This window comes from Anabaenopsis elenkinii CCIBt3563 (assembly GCF_015245355.1).
Lineage (GTDB): Bacteria > Cyanobacteriota > Cyanobacteriia > Cyanobacteriales > Nostocaceae > Anabaenopsis > Anabaenopsis elenkinii.
This window is the reverse complement of the sequence record NZ_CP063311.1, coordinates 382,983-408,517: the sequence shown is the minus strand read 5'-3', so window position 1 is coordinate 408,517 and position 25,535 is coordinate 382,983. Positions and strand designations below refer to the sequence as shown.

Below are 25,535 nucleotides of genomic sequence, written 5' to 3'. Positions count from 1 at the left end.
GTCAATATTTAATTATGAATTACTATTGACTATTGACCATTGACGATGAGGTTTTAACTGTGCTGTCTAGTTTACTAAAATTTATCTTAGGAGTTTTTTTAGCGATCGCCATTTTAATCGGTAGCGGTGTGACGGTTGCATTCTATTTCATTAATCGCAATTTAATCTCCCCGCCTAAACCTATTTTTGTCAATGATCGTCCCTCTTTGCCAGAACCAGCCCCTGAAATAACTCAGGTAACAGATGTATCAGATAATAATAATGAGGATGTAAACCCAGAAACTCCCGAGAAAACTCCCGAGGAAACTCCAGAGGAAACATTACCAGAGGGAGCCTACCGAGGACGTGTAACATGGGCTGAGGGGTTGAGTGTGCGATCTGAACCAAGTTTGGATGCTCCCCGTGTGGCTGGGGTGGCTGTGAATGAAGAATTGATTATTTTGGCGGAAAGTCAGGATAAAAGATGGCAAAAAATCCGCACCCAAAGCCAACAAGAAGGTTGGGTAAGAATAGGTAATACACAACGGATTGATTAATTCATTTTGGCTCAAAAGCTAGCATCAAACTTACAGCAGATTGCAGCTAAAAAATTAAGCGATCGCCCGCCATCTTATGGTGCAGTGGCCATCGCTCAAGGATAATAGTCAATCTAGAAGTTGATAACTAAATTGGAATTGAGTCCCAGCCTCAAATCTTGTTCGGGTCTTAAAACGAATGCTTCAACTTCTTTTTTCCGTAGCAATACACTAGCTAAAGCACCAGCTGCAGCACCCCCCACTGGTTCTAAGATTTCCACTCTGCGGTTACCTGTAATTAATGAAATTGCCGTAGCAGCACCAGCGCCAATAGCCGCATCTGTCAATACTCTGCCGGTATCATTTTTAGTAATTTTTTCAGTTCTGGTAATTATCCCAGAGGAAGCATTAATTGATTGGCGACAGCCATCAGCAAAGACTAACTCCCTGGCCACGAACCTTACACCTCTAACATTGTTACTATCTCTGTTGCGGTTATCGAAATATACAGGTTCTAGCTGTCCTATAACTTCAGTGTTTCTGGGAATTAAGATGTTTCTGCGACCATCGATGATGTCGTTTGATATTTTCAATGTCAGGTTTAATGTTTCCCCACGTTCCACAACAACTCTCTGGTTTTCATGTGTTACGGGGAGACTTACGCCAGCGTTAGCTGGAATTGTGACTGTTCTAGTTTGGGCAGTATTACACTGGGCAGCATGAGCAGGAGCATAGGCAATCATCATGGGAGCAACAGTAGTAGTAACTGCTGCTAAAAGTGCGGCGCTCTGATATTTCCACTGGTAAAGAGTATTCATAAGATGCTTGTGCTGAATGTCTGTACCCGATCTGACGAGGTATTGATGATCATTGTTTCTGGTGTGTTTGAACGTGACTGACCGGTGTTAATCTGGAGTTAAAGATTGTTCAGGGAAGATATTTATATTCTTGCTCGCCAGATGACTAACATTGATTAAGATTTGTTGACCTCTCCCCGCCATAAATGGACGGGGATTCTAAACTGTTGCTACCAGAAGGGCTAAAGCCGCTTCCCCCCGCTTTTTAGTTTTGGTTTCCCAGATACGATATCTGGTAGCGAGGGTCAAAACTCGCCTACAGACCTTGACCAGATTTAAATCTAGTTGTGTCTCTACTTTGCGAAGAATATTCGCAGCACCATTCAAATCAGCGTTGATTAATTTACCTGCACCAGTGCAATACATTCCGCGTTTTACTCGTTTTCCACTTGGTATCCACCCTTCAGGTTTTGCGCCGAAAATAGGTAGAAAGTCACCATCTAAAAAACTAGCTTTACTGGTGTAGGACTCTTCAGTTTCAACAAATTTGATGCTGTAGTATTCGCACAGTTGTTTAACTCGTTCCTTTAATTTAGCTGTTGGTATTTGTACAAAAGATTGAGTTGTTTTACCCAACTTTGCTTCTTGTCTCTGTCCTTGATTCCACCCAAAAACAACTGTACCAATTTTGTATTTAATGCAGTAGTCAACAACTAATCTAGCTGCTTTATTTACAGCATCTCTCACTTGTCGGTTACGCTTTTCTGTGATGTGGGCTAGTTGTTCATCCCAGTATCCTTGTGGTTTACCTTCTTTTAAGGTAGCAACACGCTTGTTATACCATTGGTTAAGAGATTTAATTTTGCGTCCATCAACAATAAAACTAGTTCCAACATTAGAAACACAGCTTAACCAATTGTTGATGCCAGGGTCAATTGCTAGAGCATACTGGGGATTAAAATTAATTTTTGGTGACGACTTTTGCTCATAGACAAATTCGGCATAAAAGCATCGGTTTCTTGGTAGTATTCTTAATTCCTTAATATCCGCAAACTTCAGGTTTGAAGGCATTGGCAGCAAGAAACTATCAAGTTTAAACCAACGTTTAACAGTATTACCCAGCGGTATTTTTATATGATCACCAACAAGCTTCAATGCTTGCTTTGGGTAGGTCACAAGTGAATACCCTGCACCTTTACGATATTTCGGCAGCTTGGGCTTAAAATGCAATTCACCTTTGCTGTACTTCTTATCTAATTCTTTAAAAGACTTAAATGATTCTGCAACAGACCTCAAAATTTGTTGTGCTGCTTGAGAGTGCAAAACTTGATAATGTTTATTGGTCTTATATTCTTTCTCTAAATCATACTTACCAATCAACTTCCTAGTTTTGAAATATAACTGACGAGCGTAGTAGATACCACAATTTGTCAGTTTATGGGACTCTGAGCAAATAAACTCAATGACTGCTCTAAGTTCATTATCTGGGTTAACTAAGTTTTGCTGACATCCATACATTGTTTTCACCTCCTTGATATATACTAACATTAAATACTAACAATGTATGTCAACTATGAAGGGAAAAACATTAACAATACGTCTATCTGAGCGGAGAAGAAATAAACTTTATTTATATGCTGCTCAAAAAGATAAAACTATCACTGCTTTGATTGAAGATTGGATTGATAGCCTAAAACTCGAAGGGGACACAGCAGGCTGAAGCCTGCCAAGTCGCGTTTCATCCCCTGTCTAAAGCACGAAGTACGCAACTGCGTTGCTGCTTCTCAGGGGCTTTCACTCTCCCGCCAAGTTCCGGTAAAGAGAATTTTGAAAACCATATCAATACAACTCCTACCAGAAAACGCGCACAGTGCCCCTGGTTTCTAACTATGGGGGTGTAGTGCGCTAGCGACTTTAGTCGCATTAGAACGATTGACTGGCTTTAGCCACAGTGATATAATGGTCAAAGCGAGTAAAACAACCATTTACCCGCAGACTTGCAGCCGTGGGGCACAGGGTCAAGATGCTTGCAGTTAGCGGAGCGGCGCGTTAGCGCGGGTAAATTCATTGGAATCCCCGTGAAGCAAGAATCCCCAGGCTTCTAGCCGTGGGGAGTGTCAAAAGCAGGATAATTTTCTTTTCCGATACTTTTTTGCTAACATTCACCTGTCACGACAGGCAACAACAAGCGTGAGCTTATCTGGGCGCATAAGTCTGTCCAGTAAGGTTTGCAGTCCTTTTCTTTTAAAGTTGATTCCACTGCCGATATCTTTGATGATTTCAGCATCTGGGTAGAGTGATTGCATATAGGCAAGTCTACCAAGGTCGTCTGGTTGCTTGGTTGAACTAACTCGGCAGTAGCAGACAAAGGAAGTTCTAGTTGCACCACGGAGGTAGGATTCAACGTGAAAAAGTCTTTGTCCTGCTTCGTTTTTGATGCTTTCAATCTTGCCATTGTCTGCGTACTTCCTTAAAGTGTTTGGGTGCAATCCCAGTTGTTTAACTGCTTCTCGTAGTGGTACATAAGCCATACCACTATTATCCGCATATCTAATCTATTATTAGTAAATAACTAGCTATTGGCTAACCCTCTGATGAAAAGTTGCCTCATATTATTGTTAACTTTGTTAAAGTTACGGACTTAAATACTACAATAGTCATAAGCACATAGCTAAACTATCAGATAAGGCATCTGTACTGCCAAATAGGAAAACAATAGATGTGGTGCTGTAGCCTCAATGATTCCAGTACAACTGATACTGAAAAACTTTCTGAGTTACCGTGATGCAACTTTAGATTTTAGCGGTTTGCATACCGCCTGTATTTGTGGTTCTAATGGTGCGGGTAAATCTTCCCTGTTAGAGGCAATCACATGGGCAATTTGGGGTGAGAGTCGCGCCGGTGTTGAAGACGATGTAATTCATGCAGGGGCGAAAGAGGTTCGAGTTGATTTTATTTTTCAATGTAACCAGCAAAAATATCGGGTGATTCGTACACGAGTTCGCGGTGCGAGTGGTGTATTAGAATTTCAAATTGAAACAGCAGGGGGGTTTCGTGCATTGACTGGTAAAGGTGTCAAAGCAACCCAGGAGTTGATATTACAACACATCAAGCTTGATTATGATACTTTTATTAATTCTGCTTACCTGCGTCAGGGCCGTGCTGATGAATTTATGATCAAGCGCCCCAGTGAGCGCAAGGAAATTCTGGCTGAGTTATTAAAACTTAATCAATATGATCAACTCGAAGAAAGAGCAAAAGATGCTTCTCGCCAGTTTAAGGCCAGATGTGAGGAGTTGGAGCGTTGTCTAGAGTCCAGCCAGACTAAACTGCAAGAACAGGAAGTAATCGCAGCCCAAAAGGTAGAGTTAGAAAGTCAATTCCAGCAACTGCAACAAGTTGAAGCTTTGGAGAAGATTCAATTACAAAGTTTGCAGGTGATCCAGCATCAGCGCCAAAGTTGGGAGCAACAACTGAATTTTTTCAGGCAACAACATCAAAATTTAACTCAAGATAGCGATCGCCTGCAACAGGAACAATCAGCAATTCAAAGTCAGCTATCCGATTTAGAAACAATATTAAATCAGGAGACTGAAATCCACAATGGTTTTAGAAACTATCAAAATCTTCAGCTGCAAGAGGAAGCCTTAGCAAGTAAGTTTCAAGAATACACCAGTGCCACGGTGTTGCTGCAACAAAAGGAACAGCAACTAACTAGCCAAATTCACGCACTGGAAAGGGAAGTACAACAAATTGAAGGACAATTAGTAGTCTTAGAATCACAAGAGCCAGAAATTGATGAAATTCTGCAAAAATCTAGAGAAGTTGAAGCTGCTTTAGCACAACTTAACAGTGCCCGTCGCCGTTTGACTCAGTTGGATGAACTGCAAATGCAAGTTTCTCCTTTGTTACAACAACGGCAAAACCTGCAAAATCAACTGGATAAAGTTCATAATTCCATCTTAGCACGTCTGGAACAGTTACAGGCGAGGGAAAACCAACTAAAAAGCTCCTCACAACGTCAACAGCAACTAGAACAAGCCGCCAGAGACTTAGAAACCCAGATTTCCCAAATGGAGAAAGATAAAGTTTACCTACAACGAGTACGGGAGAAAGGGCTCGAAAGAAGGCACTTTATGGAACGTCTCCAAGGTCAAGAACGGGAATATGAAAGATTATTGGGGGAGTTGGAGAAAAAATTGCAGATGCTTCGCACCCCTGATGCAAGTTGTCCTTTGTGTGAAAGTCCTTTAGATGAACATCACTGGAATCGTGTTCTAGATAAAACTAAGGAGGAATACAAGGATATTGAGGATCAATTGTGGGTATTACGGGAACAAAACGCAGTTTCGGATCGAGAAATTCAACTGCTCAGACAGGAATACCGGGAAATAGATCATAAATTGTCTAACTATGATCACCTGAGGGAACAAAGGGGTAAATTAGCAGCACAACTGCAATCTATTAGTGACACTCAGCAGGAATTACAAGAATTAGCGACTCAGAAGCAGGATTTAGAGCGATCGCTGGAACTGGGTGATTACGCCCCAGAACAGCAGGCAGAACTGCGGCAACTAGAGGAATATTTACAACAACTCAATTATAATGAGCAAGACCATGCCTTGGCTCGCAGTGAAGTAGAGCGGTGGCGGTGGGCAGAAATTAAACAAGGGCAAATTAGAGACGCAGTGAAGCGACAGGGGCAAATAGCAGCCCGGAAACCAGAATTACAAGGGAATATTGCCCAATTACAAACTAAAATCCAGCAGGAGCAAACTGATTCTGAGTGTGCCCAACAAATTGCCCAAATTCAGCGTCAGATTAATGAAATCGGCTACAGTTCAGAGCATCACAACAGCTTGCGCCAAGCGGTACGCCAAGGTCAATCTTGGCAATTGCGTTATCAACAACTTTTATTAGCCCAGGAGCAGTACCCCCAACTCCAGCAACGATGGGAGGATTTAGAAGCTTCTAGGAGGGAAAGATGGGGAGATGTGGAAAAGCTCCTGACTCAAATCGCCAGTGTTACCCAACAGTTAGACCAATCAGCCAACCCCACGGAGCAAATCAAGGCTTTAGAGGAGCAAATTCACACACGCCGACAACAACTGGATGATTATATATCACGTCTGGGGCGTTTAGAACAGATGATGTTACAATTGGAAAACCTGCAAACTCAGTATGAGGAACAGCAGCAGGAATTACAAGCTTGTAAGCAGCAACAACGAGTTTATCAGGAATTAGCGCAGGCATTTGGTAAAAATGGTATCCAAGCATTGATGATTGAAAATGTGTTACCTCAACTGGAAGCCGAGACAAATCAACTGTTATCGCGTTTGAGTGCTAATCAATTGCACGTGCAATTTATTACTCAGAAATCTGGGCGGAGTAACAAGGCTAAGAAGAAAAACGCCAAGCTGATCGATACTTTAGATATTTTAATAGCTGATGCTCGGGGAACACGAGCCTATGAGACTTACTCCGGTGGGGAAGCTTTTAGAATTAACTTTGCTATCCGTTTAGCCCTAGCGAAATTATTGGCACAGAGGGCTGGTGCGGCTTTACAATTATTAATTATAGATGAAGGCTTTGGTACCCAGGATGCGGAAGGCTGCGATCGCTTAATTGCCTCGATTAATGCGATCGCCTCTGATTTTGCTTGTATCCTGACAGTTACCCATATGCCCCATCTCAAAGAAGCTTTTCAAGCCCGGATTGAGGTGAATAAAACTCAACAAGGTTCCCAAGTCAGTTTATCAATTTAAGTCTCAATAGTGATTGGTAACCAAATTATAAATGTAGTTCCCGGTTTATGGGGCGAAACCAGACTCGAGTTAATTGCTGGGCTGAAAATTTCCATTTCCCCCTGCATTTGTTCGATTAATTGTTTGGCGATCGCTAGTCCCAAACCACTACCAGGAATTTCACTTTGGGCCTGTACTCCGCGATAATAGCGTTCTCCCAAATGTACTAAGTCTTCTGGTGGAATACCCACTCCGGTATTACTAATGGCGATTCCCTGAAAATTAGGTTTTTCTTGCCCTAATTGAATGACTATTTTGCCCCCATGAGGAGTGTATTTTAAAGCATTATCAATAATATTGCTGAATACTTCTTGTAATGCTTTCACATTAGCTTTTACTGGAGGTAAGTTAGCGGGAATTTCGGTTAAGAGTTCTAGATTACGCTCCTGTGCTATTGCTTGAGCGGACACCAATAATGGTGTTAATAAATCAACTACAAAGCAATCAATATTTTGTTCTCCTATTCCCGGTAACAACAGTACCGGTTTGGGTTCTTTCTCGACAGTTGCTTCCACAAATACTTGATTCTCAGACAATGGCAAAGGTGCTAAATTACCCTCAGTCCAATCAATTACCCGCTCGAACTGTCGCAGTAATTCTTGGAGGCGATCGCTTTCCCTGACAATACTAGTTCCCACATCTCGGTTGGGATCACCTTGACGCAGGCGTTTTAATAGCAGTTTGCCGAAGGTGCGTAAGGCGGTCAATGGGTTACGAAACTGATGTAGTAGATTATCCAGCAAATCTCGCTGCTGGGCTTGCAAAATTTGTTGTTGATGTAGCTGATGCTGTAACCAGGCTCGACGTTGGTCTAAGATACAAGCGATGGCTAGGGTTTGCACGATTTTTTCAATTTCACTTTGTTCCTGTTGATTCCAGTCCCTATCTTCTCTACCTGTAACCAATAGACCCATCATCACGCCTTCATGAATAAGAGGTAGGACAATTTGGTGTTCACTCAGCCGAGAGCCTTGGTGTGAATCTGTTTTTTGTGCATCTGCTTTCTTTGTCTCGTCTAATGAAATCCTTGATCCCGTCCCCTGTGCCAATAACTTACTTTGTTGCTCATGTACGATCACAACATCCCCAACTCGTGGCTGCGTCATTTCTTCCCCTGGAGGTAATACTACTGTTTCTGGGTAAACTACCACAGGAATAAGTTTCGCTTCACTAGCAGAAGCATCTACCAGTTCTTCTGTTAGATAAACAACACTTAATGATGCTCCCAGCCATTGGGCTAGCAGTGCTATTTGCTCTCGGCATAGAGCAACAAAATCTGAACTGGCAGACATTAACATTTTTTTAGCCTTTGCTCAGGATGACACAATTGTAGGGAATAGAAAAGAAGATTGCTTTATTTTGTATCTCTGTTTCAATAAAGCCTAACTAAATCTTTGCTGTGATGCTTTGCACCAAGGGATTATATGCTTGAGAAATTTCATGTTTTCCCTCTGTGTATCGAAACTTTAAAAACTCTTGATATTCTAAGACAGAAATTATATAATTGCCACTGATTTTGTAGCTATAACTACAATCTATAGCTTGAAACAGGAGGAATATACTTTGGCTAGAAGACGGAAGAGGAAAAGTCGTCGTCGCCAAGAAGGGCGACGGATTCTAGAACACGTGCCTCAATATAGCATTGAAAGTGGCGAAGAAAAACCTGTCACAGCAGCAAGAAAATTTATTCAAGCTGAAGGCATTGCCCCACCCGCATTGCTACTTGTCAAGCGCAATGAGCACACCACAGACCGTTATTTCTGGGCAGAGAAGGGCCTGTTTGGTGCTCAATATGTAGAAGAAAACCATTTCTTGTTTCCCAGCCTGCGTTCATTAGAATCTCCGACGGGTATGGAGCCAGCGGCTGTGGCTAGCCGCTGAATTCTCAATGGTGATCTTGAGATTTGGAATGTGGGTTCCGTCAATCATTTAACTGGTAAAGTGGTTCAGTTTATGAAAATTTTTGGTTTTTTTTTAGTTTCTGACTAAGTTACCAGTACATCGATATGGAGTTCAGTTAATTCGACTATCAAACTGTCGTGGGAGCGTGAGAACCCCTACCAGAAAACGCGCACAGTGCCCCTGGTTTCTAACTATGGGGGTGTAGTGCGCTAGCGACTTTAGTCGCATTAGAACGATTGACTGGCTTTAGCCACAGTGATCTAATGGTCAAAGCTAGTAAAACAACCATTTACACGCAAACTTGCAGCCGTGGGGCACACGGTCAAGATGCTTGCAGTTAGCGAAGCGGCGCGTTAGCGCGGGTAAATTCATTGGAATCCCCGTGAAGCAAGAATCCCCCGGCTTCTAGCCGTGGGGAGTGTCAATCTTTAGAGAGGGGATGAAACGCGACTCATCAGACTTTAGTCTGGTGTTTCTTTTTCTGTTAATATAGACTAGGGAATAAATTCGCCCAAGTAACTACACAGCTAGGATTGAACTTAGCCGAGGTGGGTAGTGGCAGCTTGACACTGCCAGAACGAGCCGATTTGTTTACACGATGAAATAAATCATATCGTAAACGTTACGAAATACGGCTTCTAGCCGCTGTAGCAACATCCGTTGAGAGAATCCCTTTGGTTCCAGCAATGGGAGATGTCAAAAGCAAATATAATCCGATACTTTTTTGCTAACATTCACTAACAAATACACTCTTTAAGAGAGGGCGTATCAACCAATGCACGTAGGAAAATCCCACGCGCACCATTTATGTCCCGGCTCATTACCAGCCCGTCAGATGGAGACTTAACGAATTTAGCACCACCAAGGTTGGGAATGATTTCACCAGTCCAACTGACTGTTTTTGATGTGTACGCTTCGTTCACATCCATCACCACTTTATTAGTCTCAAAAGCCTTGTGCTTGAGAAACTGCTTAAATCGGTAGTGAGAGAGTGTTAACATTTGACGCACTGACTTTGACCTAATCCGTCGTTTCGCCTTCTGAGACATTTGGGATGTTTCAAAGGTCGGCAGTAAAATAATGTCAAAGTTATCAACCAAAAATCTAGCAGTTTTCTTGTGCAATTCGTCTACAAGGTTTTTGATTTTACCCCGCAGTCTACTGGCGGCGAGCTTCATCCTTCTTCTTTGTTTGCACTTGGCTTTAGTGAATTTAGAAATTAACTTATCCAAACGAAAACACAGCTTCTGAATTTGTAAATTAGCAGAGGTGCCAATTTCACCAAAACTACATTCAGAAAAGAAGGTGATAAATGTTCTAATACCGGGGTCAAGTGCTACAACACGTCCTTGGTTATCAGACTTCTGTTGTGGCACGTCCTCTGGAACTGTCAAATAGTAATCACGGTAGGCAAATACTAAACGACAGTCGCCAAAGCTTTGTGGTAAGGGTTCTTTGAAGGTTACCTTACCTAATACAGTGTGGTAAATCCCCAAGTCTTTCACGGCAGATTTGGGAATGTAGCAAGATTGTACAGTGTCTTTTCTTGACCTAAATCTAATCTTGCTAATACCACCACCGGTTTTAAACTTTTTCTTGGCGTTGCTGACAGACTTACAAGCATCTTTGATGGCGATTGATTTAATTTGATAAGGAACTGATTTACTCCATTCTGGTAGTCCGTTCAATATGTCAGTCTTAATCGCTTTCCAGTTAGCTTTGATGCTTGAGTCTTGTAGCAGTTTGACGGTGGTGTTGTAAACAAACCTGGACACACCAAACCACTGTTTAACGATCTGCTTTTGCTCGGCTGTAAGGAAGATCCGAATCTTCCTTGATTTTTTTACTGTACTTCCTGAGTCCGTGCATCCGACGAGAGAAGACGTGGAGGATGGAGAGAAGATCCGAGGTAAGTTCTGACTCTGGGCAATGTACAGTGTTGTCGAGAACCACGATTTGTCCACCGTTTTCCTCGACCATGTACTAAATAAGCTCGAATTCAAACCTTGCGAGTCTGTCACGACAGGTAACAACAAGCGTGAGCTTATCGCCGCGCATAAGTCTGTCCAGTAAGGTTTGCAGTCCTTTTCTTTTAAAGTTGATTCCACTGCCGATATCTTTGATGATTTCGGCATCTGGGTAGAGTGATTGCATATAGGCGATTTGTCTACCAAGGTCGTCTCGTTGCTTGGTTGAACTAACTCGGCAGTAGCAGACAAAGGAAGTTCTAGTTGCACCACGGAGGTAGGATTCAAGGTGAAAAAGTCTTTGTCCTGCTTCGTTTTTGATGCTTTCAATCTTGCCATTGTCTGCGTACTTCCTTAAAGTGTTTGGGTGCAATCCCAGTTGTTTAACTGCTTCTCGTAGTGGTACATAAGCCATGCCACTATATTAGCATTTATGAGCATATGTAATCTATTATTAGTAAATAAATAGCTATTGGCTAACCGTCGATGAGTTTCTAACCATTCTTCAAATATTGCTATTTGTTTTTGAGTTGGCTTGAGTTTAAATTCGCAGGTGAGATTAAACACTTGCATCACCTCCTAGTAACATTATACATTGAGGCTAATATTTTTCAAGACGATTTTTAGGACTGCGACTGAAGTCGCTAGCGCACTACACCCCCATAGTTAGAAACTAGGGGCACTGTGCGCGTTTTTTGGTAGGCTGTGCTCAATCACCGGATTTTAACTGTAAAGCCCTCTGGAACTCCATGAGTTCATCTCGATGAGCAATTATGGTGACTTTACTGATAAAACCTGCTTGCGCCTGGTTTGCTTCTTCTATGTGCAGGGATACCTTCTCAAATCTTCCAGCTTTTTGCCAATAAAATACACCGCTTAAAGGTGACAATAGCAGCAATCCCAGAAACCAAGTACCAAAGTTGGGAAAAAGTAGGGACAAGACCAATCCTAGACAAGCCATACCAGCAGATGCTAAGAGCGTTAAAAACAGGGCTAAAAATAAGCTGGGTTGAACAAAACCTTCAAAAGTCACTTGATTGTTTTGTGTGTCTATGGCGGTTACTTGGTAAGAACGGCGGTCAAAATACTCCTTAACTTTGGGGATTAAAGCAGCTTCGTCTTGTTCAGATACAAGTTCTGCTTTTGTTGTGCGGTCTTTGGTTGAGGCCCGAATAAAGAACAATAGACCCACTGATAACAATAAGGTGAGCAACAGCGTAGATGGCACGATTATTGCGTTATTCATAACTAAAATTATTATTGTTGTCATGAGATGAGACCGAATTTATGATCAAATATTCATAAATTCTTCCTCCCCTTTATGTAATCTTGCCAAAGATAGGCCAACTTTTGGGCTCGTTCTTGCCATTTTGGAGAAACTTCATACATCCGTCGGGGTCTTCCTCGCCTGTCGAGTTTCTTCCAATACCCAGTAATAGCCTTTTCGTCTTCCAGAAATTTGATCGCACTATAAAGTACGGTATCCGAAAGCCGATAGTCTGGGTATTCAGTTTCTAGTCGTTGGATCAATTCAGTGCCATAGGATTCATGTTGTATTAAAACATACAAAATATAACAAACTGCTAGTTCCTGACAGAGATAAGCTGGCGGAGGATCCTCAAAGAATTGATATATATCCTCAAGTTTCATGGTTTAGTGAATGGCTAAAAAATGCCTGATAATAGTGGTATCTACAATCCTGGTAGATAGTATATACTGCTACTAGCTACCTTGGCAGGGTTTTTACAGCTTAAACATTACAAACGTTACTCACGTGAATAAAGTCGTGAGACAAATAATACGTTCTTACTCAACTGATGAGTTTTGTGAAGATGCAATGGTTACTTTTGTCGCTGTTATACTGATGCCAAACTGCTGATAACCCCTGGATAAAATACTATGACATAAATTTTATAAGTAAAATTATACTTTGTTTGTAAAAATTAACCATATCACACTCCAAGTCCCCCCATTCTGGAAATGCCAAACTGGAAGCACAATTTTAACAACTTTCTCAACCTGTTTCTCCAATCAAGTTGTCTTTTATGCCAAAGACCAACATCTGGTGAATTTTGCCCTTATTGTATTAAGCAACTAAAAAACTGCCAGCATAGGAATCCTACTGCTTTGTGGGAACAACCAATACCTGTATTTGGCTGGGGAATGTACGGGGGTATTGTCAAACAAGCGATCGCTATGATGAAATATGAAAATCAACCCCAAATTGCCCGCCCCTTAGGTCAATGGTTAGGAGAAGCATGGTTGTTATCAAAGGTATCGAAAACCAAACCACAGCCTGTAGTTGTTCCCATACCACTCCATCCCAATAAGCAAAAAAAACGCGGTTATAACCAAGCTGCACTCATAGCTGAAAGTTTCTGTCAAACAACTGGGTTAAAATTGCGGGCTAATGGTTTAAAAAGAGTGCAAGAAACTGAGGCACAATTTGGTTTATCAGCATCACAACGAGAAAGCAACTTAGCCTCAGCATTTGCTGTTGGCGCAGAATTACGCAGTCGCAGTGTAAATGTTCCCGTATTGTTACTTGATGATATTTATACCACTGGTGCTACCCTCAGGTCTGCTGTTCACACACTCAGCCACGATGATATTCCGGTCTTAGGTTTAGTCGTTGTTACTACCGCTGTCAAAGATAAATACTCTCAAAGTTGATAGGTGAGGTTACTTGAACAATCTATCCTAAATGTGGCGACCTATTTTGTTGATAACACTAATGATTAGTAAAGCTTTGCTGGTGCGTTTAAGACAGCTAATGATTATTCCTAGCACTTTGTTGGTAATGGGTATAAATACAAGGGTGGGATTGGCTCAAAATAAGTTGTATAATCCTATTCCTATAACTCCCAGTACTGAACTGTCAGATACCCTCTCAGAAAAAGATATCCCCACGGGAAACGGTGGCTTTGGCCGGGATTATATAGTCAAATTGAATCAGGGTGATAAGCTAGTGATTGATTTGTACTCTGATAGTTTTGATACAATTATTACCCTCTTAGGACCTAATGGAGCCACAGTAGCGGAAAATGATGATGGCCCCGATGGTACCACTAATTCCCTACTGTTTACCCGGATTCATGAAACCGGAAACTATATCATCCGCGTCCGCTCCTTTGGGGAAACTGGGGTAGGACCTTTTCAACTCAAGGTCACAAAGCTGCAAGCCGTCAAATAGTTAAAAAGTGGTGAGAACACAGAGAAATAAGGCTTCTGTCCACTCAACGACTGCGCCATAAGTATCTCCTGTGTGTCCGCCTAATTGATGATCGAACCATACACCGGTGAGTAAAGCGATCGCACTCCCGGCCACGCTCATAATCAGAGGGACAAATACATACTGGCCATTGAATAACCCCAGTAATGCACTCAGACTCAGTAATAAAAACAGTCCTGGTAATAAATCTGGATATGAACGAATAGCTTGTTTGTGAAATGCGCCTTTACCAGTAGGTTTGAGGTAAGGATAGCGGGCGATCGCGAGTTGTTGTCCCCAGCGTCCCCATCCACAAGCTGCCATCAGCACTAGCCAACGGTGGTCTAAAATATCCGTTAAAGCTGTGGTTTTGAGTAATATTAACGCCAGACCCGCCATAGCCCCAAAAGCCCCTGTAGCACTATCTGTCATTACTTCTAAGCGTTTTTCTGGGTTAGCCACCGCTAAACCATCAGCAGTATCCATGGCCCCATCTAAGTGCAATCCTCCAGTGATAGCAATCCAGATAACCACTACTAAAGCGCTACGAGTTAGCACGGGTATCCCCAGATAATTCATCCCAGTATCACATAGCCCTAAAACTCCGCCAATCATTACTCCTACTAGCGGTGCAAAATACGCCACTCTGCGGAAGTCTAACCCATTGATATAAGGTAAAGGAATAGCAGTATAAAAACTAATACTGGCAAATACATCAAAAAATAATCTTTTCCACCACTGAGGTTGATACATTTTGATAATTAGCATTACGTGTAAGTCTCCACCTTCAACGTACTCCTAGGGTGGAGATAGGGAAGGGGCGATGAGGATTAGCTGATGTCCCCCTTCTGAAGTAGGAGGCTGAATGACCCATGAAGTCTTGTATATTTTTTTTTTACATTTTGACTGTGAGGGAATACCCCTGACATTAGCAACATCAACTAGTAAAACAAATAATTGAATTTTGCATTCTGCAAGTAATAAATTACCCTAGACTTAATTTAGACGTTTTTAAAAGCAGGCCAAAAGTTATTAAAGTTATAGTTTCGCTTTGTTCTGACCTTTGCTTATCTCCTATTGTCCTATGAGTCACCATCTACCCCACACCAGGATACCAGCTCCGTGTATTGTTAATACGGGCATAATTGTAAATAAGCTTGATATGCGACGATTGCTGTCTGATTTAGGACGAGTCCACTACATCTACACCCAACAAGGCAAATTACAGAGCGAGGGTGAGGGAGATGTGATGGAAGTTTTTGTTAATCCTCTAAGGTCTACAGTCGTTGCTAACTGTGCGCTTTACTTAAATCTGGATAGTTTTGATTATCTCGAGGTTAAACAGTCGCCGCAACAAGAAACTTTCTTTGATTTGTGCCAAGAAGATAGGTTTTTACGGTTGATTCCCCTTTCGACTCCCTTACAAGAGCGAAAAAAGCGCGGCTTGAATTTCAATGCTATGGAAGCGATGATGGAGGAGGTTTTCTCTGCTAAATGGGATGCACTGGATGATGATGCTTCTGACTGCTTTTGATTAGCATATACTCAAAAAGTTGGTAATGGTTTATTTGTGAGTCCTTGAGTGTTCATCAAGAATCAATTACCAGGATTTCGGTTTTTTGTTTATACATTTAGCGCAGTAGCATTAGTTTTACCTTGAGTCACAATTTTTCTTTTCAATCCTTAGCTGAATGTAGCCAGACGAAAGCCAGGGCTGGGGTGTTTATGACTCCTCATGGACCTGTGGAAACCCCAAGATTTATGCCGGTGGGAACTCTGGCAAATGTCAAAACTGTCACCCCAGATCAGTTAAGTAGTACTGGGGCGCAAATGATACTTTCTAATACTTATCATCTCCATCTGCAACCAGGGGAGAAAATTGTAGCTGGAGGTGGTGGGTTACACAAATTTATGGGCTGGAATGGCCCCATGCTCACAGATTCCGGTGGGTTTCAAGTATTCAGCTTGAGCGAAATGCGGAAAATTTCAGAAGATGGTGTAACGTTTCGCTCACCTCATGATGGGCAAATTATTCATTTAACGCCGGAACGCTCTATAGAGATCCAAAATACTTTAGGGGCTGATGTGATTATGGCTTTTGATGAATGTCCCCCTTATCCAGCTACTCGCGAAGATGTACAAGCGGCGACTGACAGGACTTATCGTTGGCTAGAACGCTGTATTTCTTTTCATCAACGCAGTGATCAAGCCTTGTTTGGTATTGTTCAAGGTGGTGTGTACCTGGATTTACGCATCCAAGCAGCCGAGGCTTTAGCTGAGTTGGATTTGCCAGGATACGCTATTGGTGGTGTGAGTGTGGGAGAACCACCTGAACTGATGGCTGATATTGTGCGCACTACAGCGCCACTGTTACCACCAGAAAAGCCCCGTTATTTGATGGGTGTGGGTACTTATCGGGAAATGGCTATTGCGATCGCATCGGGGGTAGATTTATTTGATTGTGTGATTCCTACCCGTTGGGCGCGACATGGGACTGCAATTGTCCAAGGGGAACGTTGGAATTTAAAAAATGCTAAGTTTCGTGAAGATTATGCACCATTAGATGAAACTTGCTCTTGTTATGCTTGTGCAAATTTTAGCCGTGCTTATATCTCTCATTTGGTGCGATCGCAGGAAATATTAGGCTACACATTGTTGAGTATTCACAACATTACCGAATTAATTCGCTTTACCCAAAAGATTCGTCAAGCCATATTAGGCGATCGCTTTACCAGGGAATTTGCCCAATGGCTGAACTAAAAATATTCAATACCTTGTCCCCAAACCATGTTAAGATACACTTCAATTATGAAGTCTATGTTAGATAGGTGGATTTAAACAAACATGGAAGCAGCATTGTTATTAGCAAAATTGCCTGAGGCTTACCAAATTTTCGATCCTTTGGTAGATGTTCTCCCCATTATTCCCGTCTTTTTCTTGTTGCTGGCATTTGTATGGCAAGCAGCTGTTGGTTTCAGGTAAGCCAACCTATGACCAATTTTTGGGACAGGTAGGATACCTGTCCTATTTATTTGGCAGTTTTTTCTTTTCTAAACTTGATATCTCTTAGTATTTTGTAATATTTTGCCAGAAATTAAGTAAGATATTGTGGGCACTCTATGCCAAAATCAGCTTTATGAAAAAACGCCTACAGTCAAAGAGGTATAAATAAGCCATGGGTAACATCAAATTTGTCAAAGAAAACCAAGAAGTAATAGCAGCGGATGGGGCTAATCTTCGACTCAAAGCGATGCAAAATGGCATTGACATATATAAATTTATTGGTAAGATGACCAATTGCGGCGGCAATGGTCAGTGTGGCACCTGCATTGTGGAGATAGTCGAAGGAATAGAAAATCTTTCCCCCCGCACAGATGTAGAGAAGCGGAAATTTCAGAAAAAACCTGATAACTACCGTCTGGCCTGTCAAACCCTAGTCAACGGACCAGTCAGTGTAATAACCAAACCGTGACATTTAAATTTTCAGACCCACGGGAGTAAAAATTTCAGCTAATACTGGCATTGATAATGCTATCAAAATATATTGGGAGCGTGAGAACCCCTACGCTAAAGCGAGGGGATGAAACCTGACTCAACAGGATTTATCCTGTCGTATCCTTACTAGAAAAACTTTAACAGGTATTTACAAAGCATTTCTGATTAGTTAGGATAAAAAAAAGCATCCACAAATATGGTGAAAAACCCAAAAGATGCTTTCCTTAAGTAGCCACACAGCTAGGTTTATCCTTAGTCGAGGTGGGTAGGGCATATTTGACTGTGCCACAACGATATGACTTGTTTAATAAATAAATCAGATCGTAAACGTTGCGATGCATGGCTTAAGCCGGCGTAGCAACATCAGTTTAGAATCCCTTGTGATTCCATCCAGGGGATAAGTCAATCTAAAATTGTTCACTAAAAACTAAAATTAAAGAGAGGCTTTCTTGCTATGCAAGTGAATGACCTAGGGTTTGTGGCGAGCATTCTGTTCGTTCTTGTGCCCGCAGTGTTTTTAATAGTTCTTTACATCCAAACTGCTAGCCGTGAAGGTGGAAAAGATACTTGATATTTGTGCATAAGATCAAGAACCCCAACACCATTGGGGTTCTTTGTTGACCTGTTAAACGGTAGTACGGGCCAACAACACAGGACAAGTTGCATGAACTCGAACATAGTCAGACAAAGAAGCACCGATGAGTCTGTCTATATCCACGAAACTTTTAGCCACCGATGGGCGGCGGTCTGGAGAGCCAAGCAATAATAAATCTATATTTAACTCTTCTGCTATGCGGCAGATTTCTTCCCCTGGTTTGCCGCTACTGGTGAAACAACGAGTTTGTACACCGTACTTTTGCGCCTCAGCAGCCGCCGATGCTAAACTAGAATTTTTATCTGGAGTAATTTCGGTGACTTCGGATTTTTTGTTGCGTAAATCTGTAGTCACATTGGCTAAAACTAACTGACTACCGGGGACATCTCGTAATAAAAACAGCGCCAAACTTAAACATTTTTTAGAAGGCTCTGAGTTATCCATAGCTACCATCACCCGCTTAATTCTCTTGACATAAATGTCGTCTTTGACCAGCAACATGGGGCGAGAAGATAGCTGGAAAACATACTGACTCACCGAGTTAGATAAAATTGATTGCAGGCGCTTGAGTCCCCGTGAACCCATAATAATTAAGTCAGCATCAATTTCATCTGCTACCTGACAAACCAGGTCTTTGGGGTCACCTTGTCGCAGAATGGAAGACACCTGACTGGGGTCTAAATTGAGAGATTGAATAGCACTAGCTAAGATTTTACCACCCTCCTCCCATTTATCTGTCATTGCAGCAGAAGTACTTTGGGGAGGTACAACATGGAGAACCGTCACATTGGCAGATTTAATTGCCGGCATCTCTTTTAAGATTTTCAGCATTTCTTCCGCGTGGCCTAAGCCAGAAACTGCTAGTAAGATTCTTGCAATCATTGTTACTTCTCGCCGTTAAAGTTTCTTTGGTGTTTACTCTTATTAGTTGACTGAGTTGAATATTTCAACCCCAGAAAAAACAACCTAGTCAGTCAGTGCAAACTTTTAATTAACACCTATTTTTCACTGTTTACAGCGAAAAATAGCTAATTAATCTTGAGTTGCTCACCCTTATTTACAAATTTTTTACCAGGCTGTGTATACTTTCAATTTAGCGTAATAAAGTTTATCAATTATTATCTTAGTTATTTTTTTTAATAATCTAGGTTGATTTTCCTTAAAATTATCTAAAACTTAAGTATTATCAATAATTTTCATATAGTTTTATATCTGTATTTGGCATGAAAATTAATCAACCATTTTTCACATTTTCAGATCAATTCAGGTATTGGCGGAATTAATTCACCACAGATATAGAAAACCGGATCTGGGTAAGCCACCCAGGCTATTGGTTGAGGGTAAACAGATGGGGTATGCTATGCGATCGCCTCACATACCCCAGTGCTACGAGAATAAGTAGCAAAATTTGACTAAGCTGCAGTTGGTAATAAACCAGTATGCTTAAGTAAAGACACTGTACTGGGTTGACGACCGCGGAAAGATTCAAACACATTCATAGGATGTTGACTACCACCGAGAGCCAGTACTGTATCACGGTAACGTCTACCTATATCTTTTATTGCTTGTTGATTTTCTAAACCAGCTTCTTCAAAAGCGGCAAATGCATCAGCACTCAATACCTCAGCCCACTTATAACTGTAATAACCTGCGGCATAACCCCCAGCGAAAATGTGGCTGAAAGCACATAGAAAAGCATCTTCTGGTAGTGGCGCTAAAACTGTAGTAGTTTTGGCAATGCGACGACGCACATCTGTAGCTGTTTCCTCCCTACCAGGGCGATAACGATAGTGTAGTTCTAAATCAACACTGCTAAAGTGAATTTGCCGCAACATCACACTACCACTCATATAGTTGCGTGCAGCTAGGAGTTTTTGGTAATAATGCTCCGGTAGGGGTTCACCAGTTTGATAATGCTTGGCCATGGCAAACAAAGTCGTGCGCTCATAGCACCAGTTTTCCATGAACTGGCTGGGTAATTCCACAGCATCCCATTCTACATTATTAATGCCTGCTGCCCCAGTATAGTCTACCTGAGTGAGCATATGCTGCAAGCCATGACCAAACTCATGAAATAAAGTTTCTACTTCATAAAAAGTCATCAAGCTAGGTTTACCATCCACGGGGGGAGTTTGGTTACATACCAAATATGCCACAGGTAAACGAATTCCTGTCACACCATTCTCGGTAATTTTGCCGCGATTAATACATACATCCATCCAAGCACCACCGCGTTTTTCTGCTGGGCGGATGTAGGGGTCTAGGTAGAAGTAAGCTAGGGTACTACCACTTTCATCGGCAATTTGGAAATAACGTACATCCTCATGCCAGACTGGAGCTTGACCATCAGCAGGAGTGACAGTCACACCAAACAACCGCTTTACCAGTGCAAATAAACCATCTAAGACTTGGGGTAGGGGAAAGTAAGGGCGTAATTCTTCGGCGGTGAAGGCAAATTTTTCTTCCCGTTGACGTTCGGCCCAAAAACTGATATCCCAATGTTGTAAATTATCGGCTTGTGCTGCTTTCTTGCTGGACGCAAAGGCTTTGAGTTCTTCTAGGTCTTTGACAGCAGCATCATAACTGGCTTGACGTAGTTCTTCTAATAATCCCTCAACTGCTGCAACATTGGGAGCCATTTTACTGGCTAAACTCAACTGGGCATAATTTTCAAAGCCTAGTAATTGGGCTAATTCTTGCCGCAACTCCAATGTACGCTCAATTAGGGGCTGATTATTTAACTCTCCCGATGAAGCACGAGTTATATAAGCTTTATACAGTTTCTCACGCAGATCTCGCCGGGTGCTGTGCTGCATAAATGGGCTGTAGCTGGGAAAGTCTAAGGTAATGCGCCAAGGGCCATTTTCTGGGGTGGCGTTTTCATCTCCCGCTTCACGGGCAGCCTGTGCTGCTAAACTCAATAAGCTATCCGGTAAGCCTTCGATTTCTGCTGTTGTCGTCAGGGTTAGGGTAAAGGCTTTAGTCGCATCTAGCACATGGTTTGAGAAGTTGGTACTCAGTTGTGCTAACTCCATTTGGATGGCGTTGAAACGCTCCCTGGCTTCTGTTTGTAAGCCTACACCGGACAGTTTTGCATCTCTGATGGCAGCTTCTACAATTCGCTGTTGGGCTGATTCTAAGGTATCCCAGTGATCACTGGCGCGCAAGACCTTGAGAGCATTGTAAATTGGTTGGCTTTGACCCAGCTTGTTGAGGAATTGTACTACTTGTGGTTGTACTTTTTCATAAGCTGTCCGTAGTTCAGGGCTATTCTTGACACCCATTAAGTGGCTGACTATACCCCAAGTCCAGTTGAGCTGTTCTGTGAGCTTTTCTAGTGGTTCTACTAAGCTGTTCCAAGTAGGTTCAATATTAGTTTCTAAAATAGTTAGCTTCTGGTCAAGTTCTGCCAGTAGCTGCTCAAAGGCTGGTATTACTTGCTCTGGTTGAATCTCTTCAAAGGGGGGTAAGCCAGAACCTTTAAGTAAAGGATTTGCAGCAATAGTCACATTTTCACTCATGGTTTTGTGTGAGTCAACTATAAATCATGTATCTTCTAATGTAGCGATCGCAGGGTGATTTGGCCGTCATAAAATGCCAGAATATCAATTAGGGCTTTTTGACTCATAGCCAACAAAAAAACCTCAACTTGGCAACTGAGGTTTTTGATTCAGAGAAATAAGAATGACGATTGAGATACAACAATACTCAACAAGCGAAACTACAAGTCAAGTGCAAACTAACTTGATTAATACTGATTTACTTAAAATTGTTTGAGTTACTTACTAAGTAATGTAAATTATTGTAACTAATCCTTTACAAAAAGTCAATATAATTTACAAAAGAGTTAGATACCTGGGAAAAATGGCCTAAAATTACAGCATCTAAAAGGGTATTAGGAGATGACAAAATTCTAGAACCATTTGATAGTAAGCATTTCACCTTTGAATTGATCCTGTGCCTATGCGTGCAATGATTTTGGAGACATGTAACTAATTGTAAATTATTTGCTTAAACAGAGTAAATCTTACTAAATCCCGCTAGACTAAAAGTAGTTGATTTAATGAGGCTTTGATGCAACATGTCACTCCCAAGGAAGCAGCTAAAATCCTTGGTGTCCATGTCTCCAGTCTCAGGAGATGGGAAAACGAAGGCAAACTTAAAGCAATCCGTACACCAGGCGGTCAAAGGCGGTTCATCCTCGAAGAAGTCGAAAAAATCGGCGGAATACCCAGGACAATTAAAACTATTTGCTATGGACGAGTATCGACTCATTCCCAGCAAGATGATTTGCAACGACAACTTGAACACTTACGCACAAGATACCCAGAGGCTGAAATTATTTCAGAAGTTGGAAGCGGACTCAATTTTAAACGGAAAAAATTCCTCGCAATTCTGGAACGAATCATCGACGGCGATATCCAACGTATTGTCGTTGCCCATCCTGACCGACTTGTCCGATTCGGATTTGAATTGGTTAGGTGGTTATGCACAAAATTTGAGTGCGAACTCGTGGTTCTCAATGACCGCAAGCTCAGTCCAGAACAGGAACTCGTACAAGATATGCTGTCGAGCATCCACTGTTTCTCTAGCAGGTTATACGGGCTTAGAAAATACAAGTCAAGCATCAAAGAAGACTTACAAAAAGAAGTCGCGTCACAAGGAATCGACAAAGCAGTCACCGAACAGTGTATTGAAAATCAGGCTATTTCCTAGCAAGGAATTACATCGAGTCTGGAAGCGTTGGCTTGCTGCTTATCGTTATTACTTCAATCAATGTATCAGTTATCTTCACAATAATTATGATACTCAAGTCAGAGTAATTATTGATAAAAAAACTAGCCAAGAAAAACAAGTCAAGATATCTGCTGAGGAGTTAGATAAAATAGCTCAAAAAATGGATGTATCACCATGGGTGAAAACATTACCAGGGCATCAACGTCAAGAAGCTTGTTTTGAGGCATTTGATGCCTTTAAACAGGCTCGCACTCAAGGTGGTAGTGCGAAATTTAAAAGCTGTAAATCCACAAGTCAAACTATCCAATTCAAAGTTGGTAATTTCAAAAATGGTACTTGGTATCCGCGCACAACCAAAGGTTTAGGTTTTACGACAATTGGTCAAACTATTCCTGAACAATGCGAATATGGCACAGAGCTTGTTTACCGTCGTGGTAAGTGGTTTGGTTGCTTTCCTCAATATAAAGAAACTGTACCTACTGGCAGTGATAGGGTAATAGCAGTAGACCCTGGTAATCGCACTTTCTTAACTGGTTTTGATGGGGAGAATGTCTTAGAGATTGGAACCGGAGACATCGGACGCATACAAAGATTGTGTCAGCACCTTGATAATCTCATCAGCCGTTCTACCAAAACAAGATGCCGTAAACGTAGAAAGATGCGTATTGCTGCTAATCGCGTCAGAGAAAGAATTCAGAATTTAATTAAAGATTTGCATAACAAAGCTGTTAACTTGCTGGTTAATTCCTACAAGGTAATTTACTTACCAACCTTTGATTCTAGTCAAATGGTGATTAAAAGCCGTAGCGGGAAGAAACGCAAAATCAACAGTAAGTCTGTACGGCAAATGCTGACTCTTTCCCATTACAAATTTGAGCAACATCTTAAACAAGCTGCACAAAGAAAAGGTGTAATAGTGGTTCTTTGCAATGAATCATATACATCAAAAACATGTGGCAACTGCGGTCATGTTCACCATAAGCTAGGTGGACACAAAATTTTTAAATGCCCACATTGCGGAATTCAGGTCTATCGTGATGTGAATGGCGCACGCAATATTTTATTGCGTGCTTTGCAAGCAACTGCCTTTACCGTGACCCATGATTCTATCGTGCTTTCTGAGGAGTCAGAATTGACGGATGCCGTAGTTAATCTAGTTTAATCGCTTTGATTAGCTTAAAAGTTGCACACCGCGCCAACCTCTACGCCTAGTTGAGTTACCAGTGCCACAACCCAATTCTGAGCAAGTGCTGATTCGCGTTCATGCCTGTGCTGTGTGTCGGACAGATTTACATATAGTAGATGGGGAATTAACCGACCCAAAATTACCTTTAATCCCTGGACATCAAATTGTGGGTACCGTCGAGGCTAAAGGTGATAGTGTTGTTAATTTTCATATAGGTCAACGTGTGGGTGTTCCTTGGCTGGGTCATACTTGTAATCGCTGCCGTTACTGTGTTTCTAATCGGGAAAATCTTTGCGATTATGCTGAGTTTACCGGTTATCACTTAGATGGTGGCTATGCAGAATATACCGTAGCTGACTACCGTTTTTGTTTTTCCCTAGATCCGAGCTATCCTGACTTGCAAGCAGCACCTCTATTATGTGGTGGTTTAATTGGCTATCGCGCTTACAGCATGACTGGTGATGCTGAAAAACTAGGTTTTTATGGTTTTGGTTCATCTGCCCACATCTTGATTCAACTGGCTCGTTATCATGGCAGACAAGTTTTTGCCTTTACCCGTCCTGGAGACATTCAGGGGCAAAAGTTTGCCCGTGAGTTAGGTGCAACTTGGGCTGGTAATTCAAATATCTTACCTCCAGAACCCTTGGATGCAGCAATTATCTTTGCCCCCGTGGGAAAATTAGTTCCAGCTGCTTTGCGTGCCGTAGCCAAAGGTGGTATAGTTGTCTGTGCTGGTATTCACATGAGTGATATTCCTGCTTTTCCCTATCAAATCCTCTGGCAAGAAAGGGTCTTGCGGTCTGTAGCAAATTTGACTCGCCAAGATGGAGAAGAGTTCCTGGCGATCGCTCCTAAAATACCCATCCGCACTGAAGTTAGTTCTTTCCCTCTGGATAAAGCAAATGAAGCTTTATCCGCCCTACGTAGTGGCAAAATTACAGGTTCGGCTGTATTGGCAGTTAATTGATTAGTAGTTTCTCCAGTCTAGTTGTATTAATTGCTACTGTATTCATTTCAATCACAGCGCTTAACTTCAAACCCCCGCAAACCTTCGGGTTTTTCAAACTCAAGCACAATATCTTTGACCACTGCAGCAGGTGGTCCACTGTGACACCAGCGAACCATCTCTTCTACAACCACCCGCGCCCCTTCAAAAACCGCCTCCACGCGGTGATCAGGAAGATTCCGCACCCAGCCAGTTAATCCCAACTGAGTAGCTGTATCCACAGTGGCATAGCGATAGCCTACCCCTTGCACTCGGCCAGAAATAAATACATGGGCGCGGACTATCTTGGGCAGTAGTGGTGTAGGATTCCGCATAAACTT

25 protein-coding genes and 1 pseudogene are annotated in these 25,535 nt (G+C 42.0%); 14 read left to right on the top strand and 12 right to left on the bottom strand.

The genetic code is table 11. The features are described 5' to 3' along the window. Window positions 1–59: 59 nt before the first annotated feature. Complete coding sequence (locus tag IM676_RS01880; protein ID WP_200988730.1) at window positions 60–536, top strand: SH3 domain-containing protein; 477 nt, start codon at window positions 60–62, stop codon at window positions 534–536. 113 nt (window positions 537–649) lie between these two features. Here IM676_RS01880 and IM676_RS01875 read toward each other — a convergent pair whose 3' ends face one another. Beyond that, complete coding sequence (locus IM676_RS01875) at window positions 650–1,333, bottom strand: conjugal transfer protein TrbI (RefSeq protein WP_200988729.1); 684 nt, start codon at window positions 1,331–1,333, stop codon at window positions 650–652. A 198-nt stretch (window positions 1,334–1,531) separates the two neighbouring features. Then, complete coding sequence (locus IM676_RS01870; protein WP_225880432.1) at window positions 1,532–2,860, bottom strand: RNA-guided endonuclease InsQ/TnpB family protein; 1,329 nt, start codon at window positions 2,858–2,860, stop codon at window positions 1,532–1,534. 25 nt (window positions 2,861–2,885) lie between these two features. Between IM676_RS01870 and IM676_RS01865 the strand changes: the two genes are divergently transcribed. Beyond that, a complete protein-coding gene (locus tag IM676_RS01865) occupies window positions 2,886–3,032 on the top strand; it encodes a hypothetical protein (RefSeq protein ID WP_200986765.1) in 147 nt (48 codons plus the stop codon). 442 nt (window positions 3,033–3,474) lie between these two features. Here IM676_RS01865 and IM676_RS01860 read toward each other — a convergent pair whose 3' ends face one another. Then, window positions 3,475–3,843: a MerR family DNA-binding transcriptional regulator gene (locus tag IM676_RS01860; protein ID WP_225880431.1), complete on the bottom strand. Its 369-nt coding sequence runs from the start codon at window positions 3,841–3,843 to the stop codon at window positions 3,475–3,477. A gap of 207 nt (window positions 3,844–4,050) precedes the next feature. Between IM676_RS01860 and sbcC the strand changes: the two genes are divergently transcribed. Continuing rightward, complete coding sequence (gene sbcC / locus IM676_RS01855) at window positions 4,051–7,077, top strand: exonuclease subunit SbcC (protein WP_200988727.1); 3,027 nt, start codon at window positions 4,051–4,053, stop codon at window positions 7,075–7,077. Here the strand turns inward: sbcC and IM676_RS01850 are convergent. Beyond that, window positions 7,074–8,414, bottom strand: a complete 1,341-nt coding sequence (locus tag IM676_RS01850; protein ID WP_200988726.1) for a sensor histidine kinase — start codon at window positions 8,412–8,414, stop codon at window positions 7,074–7,076. The genes sbcC and IM676_RS01850 overlap by 4 nt on opposite strands. A 265-nt stretch (window positions 8,415–8,679) precedes the next feature. Between IM676_RS01850 and IM676_RS01845 the strand changes: the two genes are divergently transcribed. Next, a complete protein-coding gene (locus IM676_RS01845) occupies window positions 8,680–8,997 on the top strand; it encodes a DUF3155 domain-containing protein (protein ID WP_200988725.1) in 318 nt (105 codons plus the stop codon). Between the two features lie 758 nt (window positions 8,998–9,755). Here the strand turns inward: IM676_RS01845 and IM676_RS01840 are convergent. From IM676_RS01840 to IM676_RS01825, 4 genes are all read right to left on the bottom strand, one after another. Then, window positions 9,756–10,982, bottom strand: a complete 1,227-nt coding sequence (locus IM676_RS01840) for an RNA-guided endonuclease InsQ/TnpB family protein (RefSeq protein ID WP_225880430.1) — start codon at window positions 10,980–10,982, stop codon at window positions 9,756–9,758. Window positions 10,983–11,001: 19 nt separating this feature from the next. Further along, window positions 11,002–11,400, bottom strand: a complete 399-nt coding sequence (locus tag IM676_RS19675) for a recombinase family protein (protein ID WP_225880429.1) — start codon at window positions 11,398–11,400, stop codon at window positions 11,002–11,004. 294 nt (window positions 11,401–11,694) lie between these two features. Next, the gene (locus IM676_RS01830; protein WP_200988722.1) at window positions 11,695–12,231 is read right to left on the bottom strand and encodes a cofactor assembly of complex C subunit B; all 537 of its coding nucleotides are present in this window, start codon (window positions 12,229–12,231) and stop codon (window positions 11,695–11,697) included. A gap of 53 nt (window positions 12,232–12,284) precedes the next feature. Further along, window positions 12,285–12,635, bottom strand: coding sequence for a PadR family transcriptional regulator (locus IM676_RS01825; RefSeq protein ID WP_200988721.1), 351 nt, complete (start codon window positions 12,633–12,635; stop codon window positions 12,285–12,287). Between the two features lie 330 nt (window positions 12,636–12,965). Here IM676_RS01825 and IM676_RS01820 point away from each other — a divergent pair, with 330 nt between their 5' ends. Continuing rightward, complete coding sequence (locus IM676_RS01820; RefSeq protein ID WP_200988720.1) at window positions 12,966–13,658, top strand: ComF family protein; 693 nt, start codon at window positions 12,966–12,968, stop codon at window positions 13,656–13,658. Window positions 13,659–13,719: 61 nt separating this feature from the next. Continuing rightward, a complete protein-coding gene (locus tag IM676_RS01815) occupies window positions 13,720–14,178 on the top strand; it encodes a PPC domain-containing protein (protein WP_200988719.1) in 459 nt (152 codons plus the stop codon). Here the strand turns inward: IM676_RS01815 and cobS are convergent, their stop codons facing one another. Continuing rightward, window positions 14,179–14,949 (bottom strand): adenosylcobinamide-GDP ribazoletransferase, encoded by a 771-nt coding sequence (gene cobS / locus IM676_RS01810; RefSeq protein WP_200990040.1) that lies wholly within the window; start codon window positions 14,947–14,949, stop codon window positions 14,179–14,181. A 331-nt stretch (window positions 14,950–15,280) separates the two neighbouring features. Between cobS and IM676_RS01805 the strand changes: the two genes are divergently transcribed. From IM676_RS01805 to psbM, 5 genes are all read left to right on the top strand, one after another. Next, the gene (locus IM676_RS01805; protein ID WP_200988718.1) at window positions 15,281–15,730 is read left to right on the top strand and encodes a hypothetical protein; all 450 of its coding nucleotides are present in this window, start codon (window positions 15,281–15,283) and stop codon (window positions 15,728–15,730) included. A gap of 122 nt (window positions 15,731–15,852) precedes the next feature. Beyond that, a complete protein-coding gene (gene tgt, locus IM676_RS01800) occupies window positions 15,853–16,956 on the top strand; it encodes a tRNA guanosine(34) transglycosylase Tgt (RefSeq protein WP_200988717.1) in 1,104 nt (367 codons plus the stop codon). 84 nt (window positions 16,957–17,040) lie between these two features. Continuing rightward, window positions 17,041–17,178: a photosystem II reaction center protein K gene (locus tag IM676_RS01795; protein WP_010995059.1), complete on the top strand. Its 138-nt coding sequence runs from the start codon at window positions 17,041–17,043 to the stop codon at window positions 17,176–17,178. A gap of 193 nt (window positions 17,179–17,371) precedes the next feature. Beyond that, window positions 17,372–17,668 (top strand): 2Fe-2S iron-sulfur cluster-binding protein, encoded by a 297-nt coding sequence (locus IM676_RS01790; protein ID WP_200988716.1) that lies wholly within the window; start codon window positions 17,372–17,374, stop codon window positions 17,666–17,668. Between the two features lie 477 nt (window positions 17,669–18,145). After that, window positions 18,146–18,262, top strand: coding sequence for a photosystem II reaction center protein PsbM (psbM, locus tag IM676_RS01785; RefSeq protein ID WP_200988715.1), 117 nt, complete (start codon window positions 18,146–18,148; stop codon window positions 18,260–18,262). A 54-nt stretch (window positions 18,263–18,316) separates the two neighbouring features. Here psbM and IM676_RS01780 read toward each other — a convergent pair whose 3' ends face one another. Together IM676_RS01780 and IM676_RS01775 are read right to left on the bottom strand one after the other, a co-directional pair. Then, window positions 18,317–19,168 (bottom strand): universal stress protein, encoded by an 852-nt coding sequence (locus tag IM676_RS01780; protein WP_200988714.1) that lies wholly within the window; start codon window positions 19,166–19,168, stop codon window positions 18,317–18,319. Window positions 19,169–19,698: 530 nt separating this feature from the next. Next, the gene (locus IM676_RS01775; RefSeq protein WP_200988713.1) at window positions 19,699–21,807 is read right to left on the bottom strand and encodes a M3 family metallopeptidase; all 2,109 of its coding nucleotides are present in this window, start codon (window positions 21,805–21,807) and stop codon (window positions 19,699–19,701) included. A 550-nt stretch (window positions 21,808–22,357) separates the two neighbouring features. Between IM676_RS01775 and IM676_RS01770 the strand changes: the two genes are divergently transcribed. The 3 genes and pseudogenes from IM676_RS01770 to IM676_RS01760 form a co-directional block, all read left to right on the top strand. Beyond that, a complete protein-coding gene (locus IM676_RS01770) occupies window positions 22,358–23,002 on the top strand; it encodes an IS607 family transposase (RefSeq protein ID WP_449657998.1) in 645 nt (214 codons plus the stop codon). Continuing rightward, window positions 22,980–24,185, top strand: coding sequence for an RNA-guided endonuclease InsQ/TnpB family protein (locus tag IM676_RS01765; RefSeq protein WP_200988711.1), 1,206 nt, complete (start codon window positions 22,980–22,982; stop codon window positions 24,183–24,185). Before IM676_RS01770 ends, IM676_RS01765 begins: the two co-directional genes overlap by 23 nt. A gap of 28 nt (window positions 24,186–24,213) precedes the next feature. After that, window positions 24,214–25,176 (top strand): annotated as a pseudogene (locus tag IM676_RS01760) (zinc-dependent alcohol dehydrogenase family protein); the annotation flags it as partial. A gap of 47 nt (window positions 25,177–25,223) precedes the next feature. Here IM676_RS01760 and IM676_RS01755 read toward each other — a convergent pair. Continuing rightward, window positions 25,224–25,529 (bottom strand): acylphosphatase, encoded by a 306-nt coding sequence (locus IM676_RS01755; RefSeq protein WP_200988709.1) that lies wholly within the window; start codon window positions 25,527–25,529, stop codon window positions 25,224–25,226. Window positions 25,530–25,535: the final 6 nt, after the last annotated feature.

What these genes read in the sequence shown, in the direction of transcription:
- IM676_RS01875 (WP_200988729.1), bottom strand. Translation starts at nt 1,333, where the DNA reads ATGAATACTCTTTACCAGTGGAAATATCAGAGCGCCGCACTTTTAGCA.
- IM676_RS01870 (WP_225880432.1), bottom strand. Translation starts at nt 2,860, where the DNA reads ATGTTAGTATATATCAAGGAGGTGAAAACAATGTATGGATGTCAGCAA.
- IM676_RS01865 (WP_200986765.1), top strand. Translation starts at nt 2,886, where the DNA reads ATGAAGGGAAAAACATTAACAATACGTCTATCTGAGCGGAGAAGAAAT.
- IM676_RS01860 (WP_225880431.1), bottom strand. Translation starts at nt 3,843, where the DNA reads ATGGCTTATGTACCACTACGAGAAGCAGTTAAACAACTGGGATTGCAC.
- sbcC (WP_200988727.1), top strand. Translation starts at nt 4,051, where the DNA reads ATGATTCCAGTACAACTGATACTGAAAAACTTTCTGAGTTACCGTGAT.
- IM676_RS01850 (WP_200988726.1), bottom strand. Translation starts at nt 8,414, where the DNA reads ATGTTAATGTCTGCCAGTTCAGATTTTGTTGCTCTATGCCGAGAGCAA.
- IM676_RS19675 (WP_225880429.1), bottom strand. Translation starts at nt 11,400, where the DNA reads ATGGCTTATGTACCACTACGAGAAGCAGTTAAACAACTGGGATTGCAC.
- IM676_RS01830 (WP_200988722.1), bottom strand. Translation starts at nt 12,231, where the DNA reads ATGAATAACGCAATAATCGTGCCATCTACGCTGTTGCTCACCTTATTG.
- IM676_RS01825 (WP_200988721.1), bottom strand. Translation starts at nt 12,635, where the DNA reads ATGAAACTTGAGGATATATATCAATTCTTTGAGGATCCTCCGCCAGCT.
- IM676_RS01820 (WP_200988720.1), top strand. Translation starts at nt 12,966, where the DNA reads ATGCCAAACTGGAAGCACAATTTTAACAACTTTCTCAACCTGTTTCTC.
- IM676_RS01815 (WP_200988719.1), top strand. Translation starts at nt 13,720, where the DNA reads ATGATTAGTAAAGCTTTGCTGGTGCGTTTAAGACAGCTAATGATTATT.
- cobS (WP_200990040.1), bottom strand. Translation starts at nt 14,949, where the DNA reads ATGTATCAACCTCAGTGGTGGAAAAGATTATTTTTTGATGTATTTGCC.
- IM676_RS01805 (WP_200988718.1), top strand. Translation starts at nt 15,281, where the DNA reads ATGAGTCACCATCTACCCCACACCAGGATACCAGCTCCGTGTATTGTT.
- IM676_RS01795 (WP_010995059.1), top strand. Translation starts at nt 17,041, where the DNA reads ATGGAAGCAGCATTGTTATTAGCAAAATTGCCTGAGGCTTACCAAATT.
- IM676_RS01790 (WP_200988716.1), top strand. Translation starts at nt 17,372, where the DNA reads ATGGGTAACATCAAATTTGTCAAAGAAAACCAAGAAGTAATAGCAGCG.
- psbM (WP_200988715.1), top strand. Translation starts at nt 18,146, where the DNA reads ATGCAAGTGAATGACCTAGGGTTTGTGGCGAGCATTCTGTTCGTTCTT.
- IM676_RS01780 (WP_200988714.1), bottom strand. Translation starts at nt 19,168, where the DNA reads ATGATTGCAAGAATCTTACTAGCAGTTTCTGGCTTAGGCCACGCGGAA.
- IM676_RS01775 (WP_200988713.1), bottom strand. Translation starts at nt 21,807, where the DNA reads ATGAGTGAAAATGTGACTATTGCTGCAAATCCTTTACTTAAAGGTTCT.
- IM676_RS01755 (WP_200988709.1), bottom strand. Translation starts at nt 25,529, where the DNA reads ATGCGGAATCCTACACCACTACTGCCCAAGATAGTCCGCGCCCATGTA.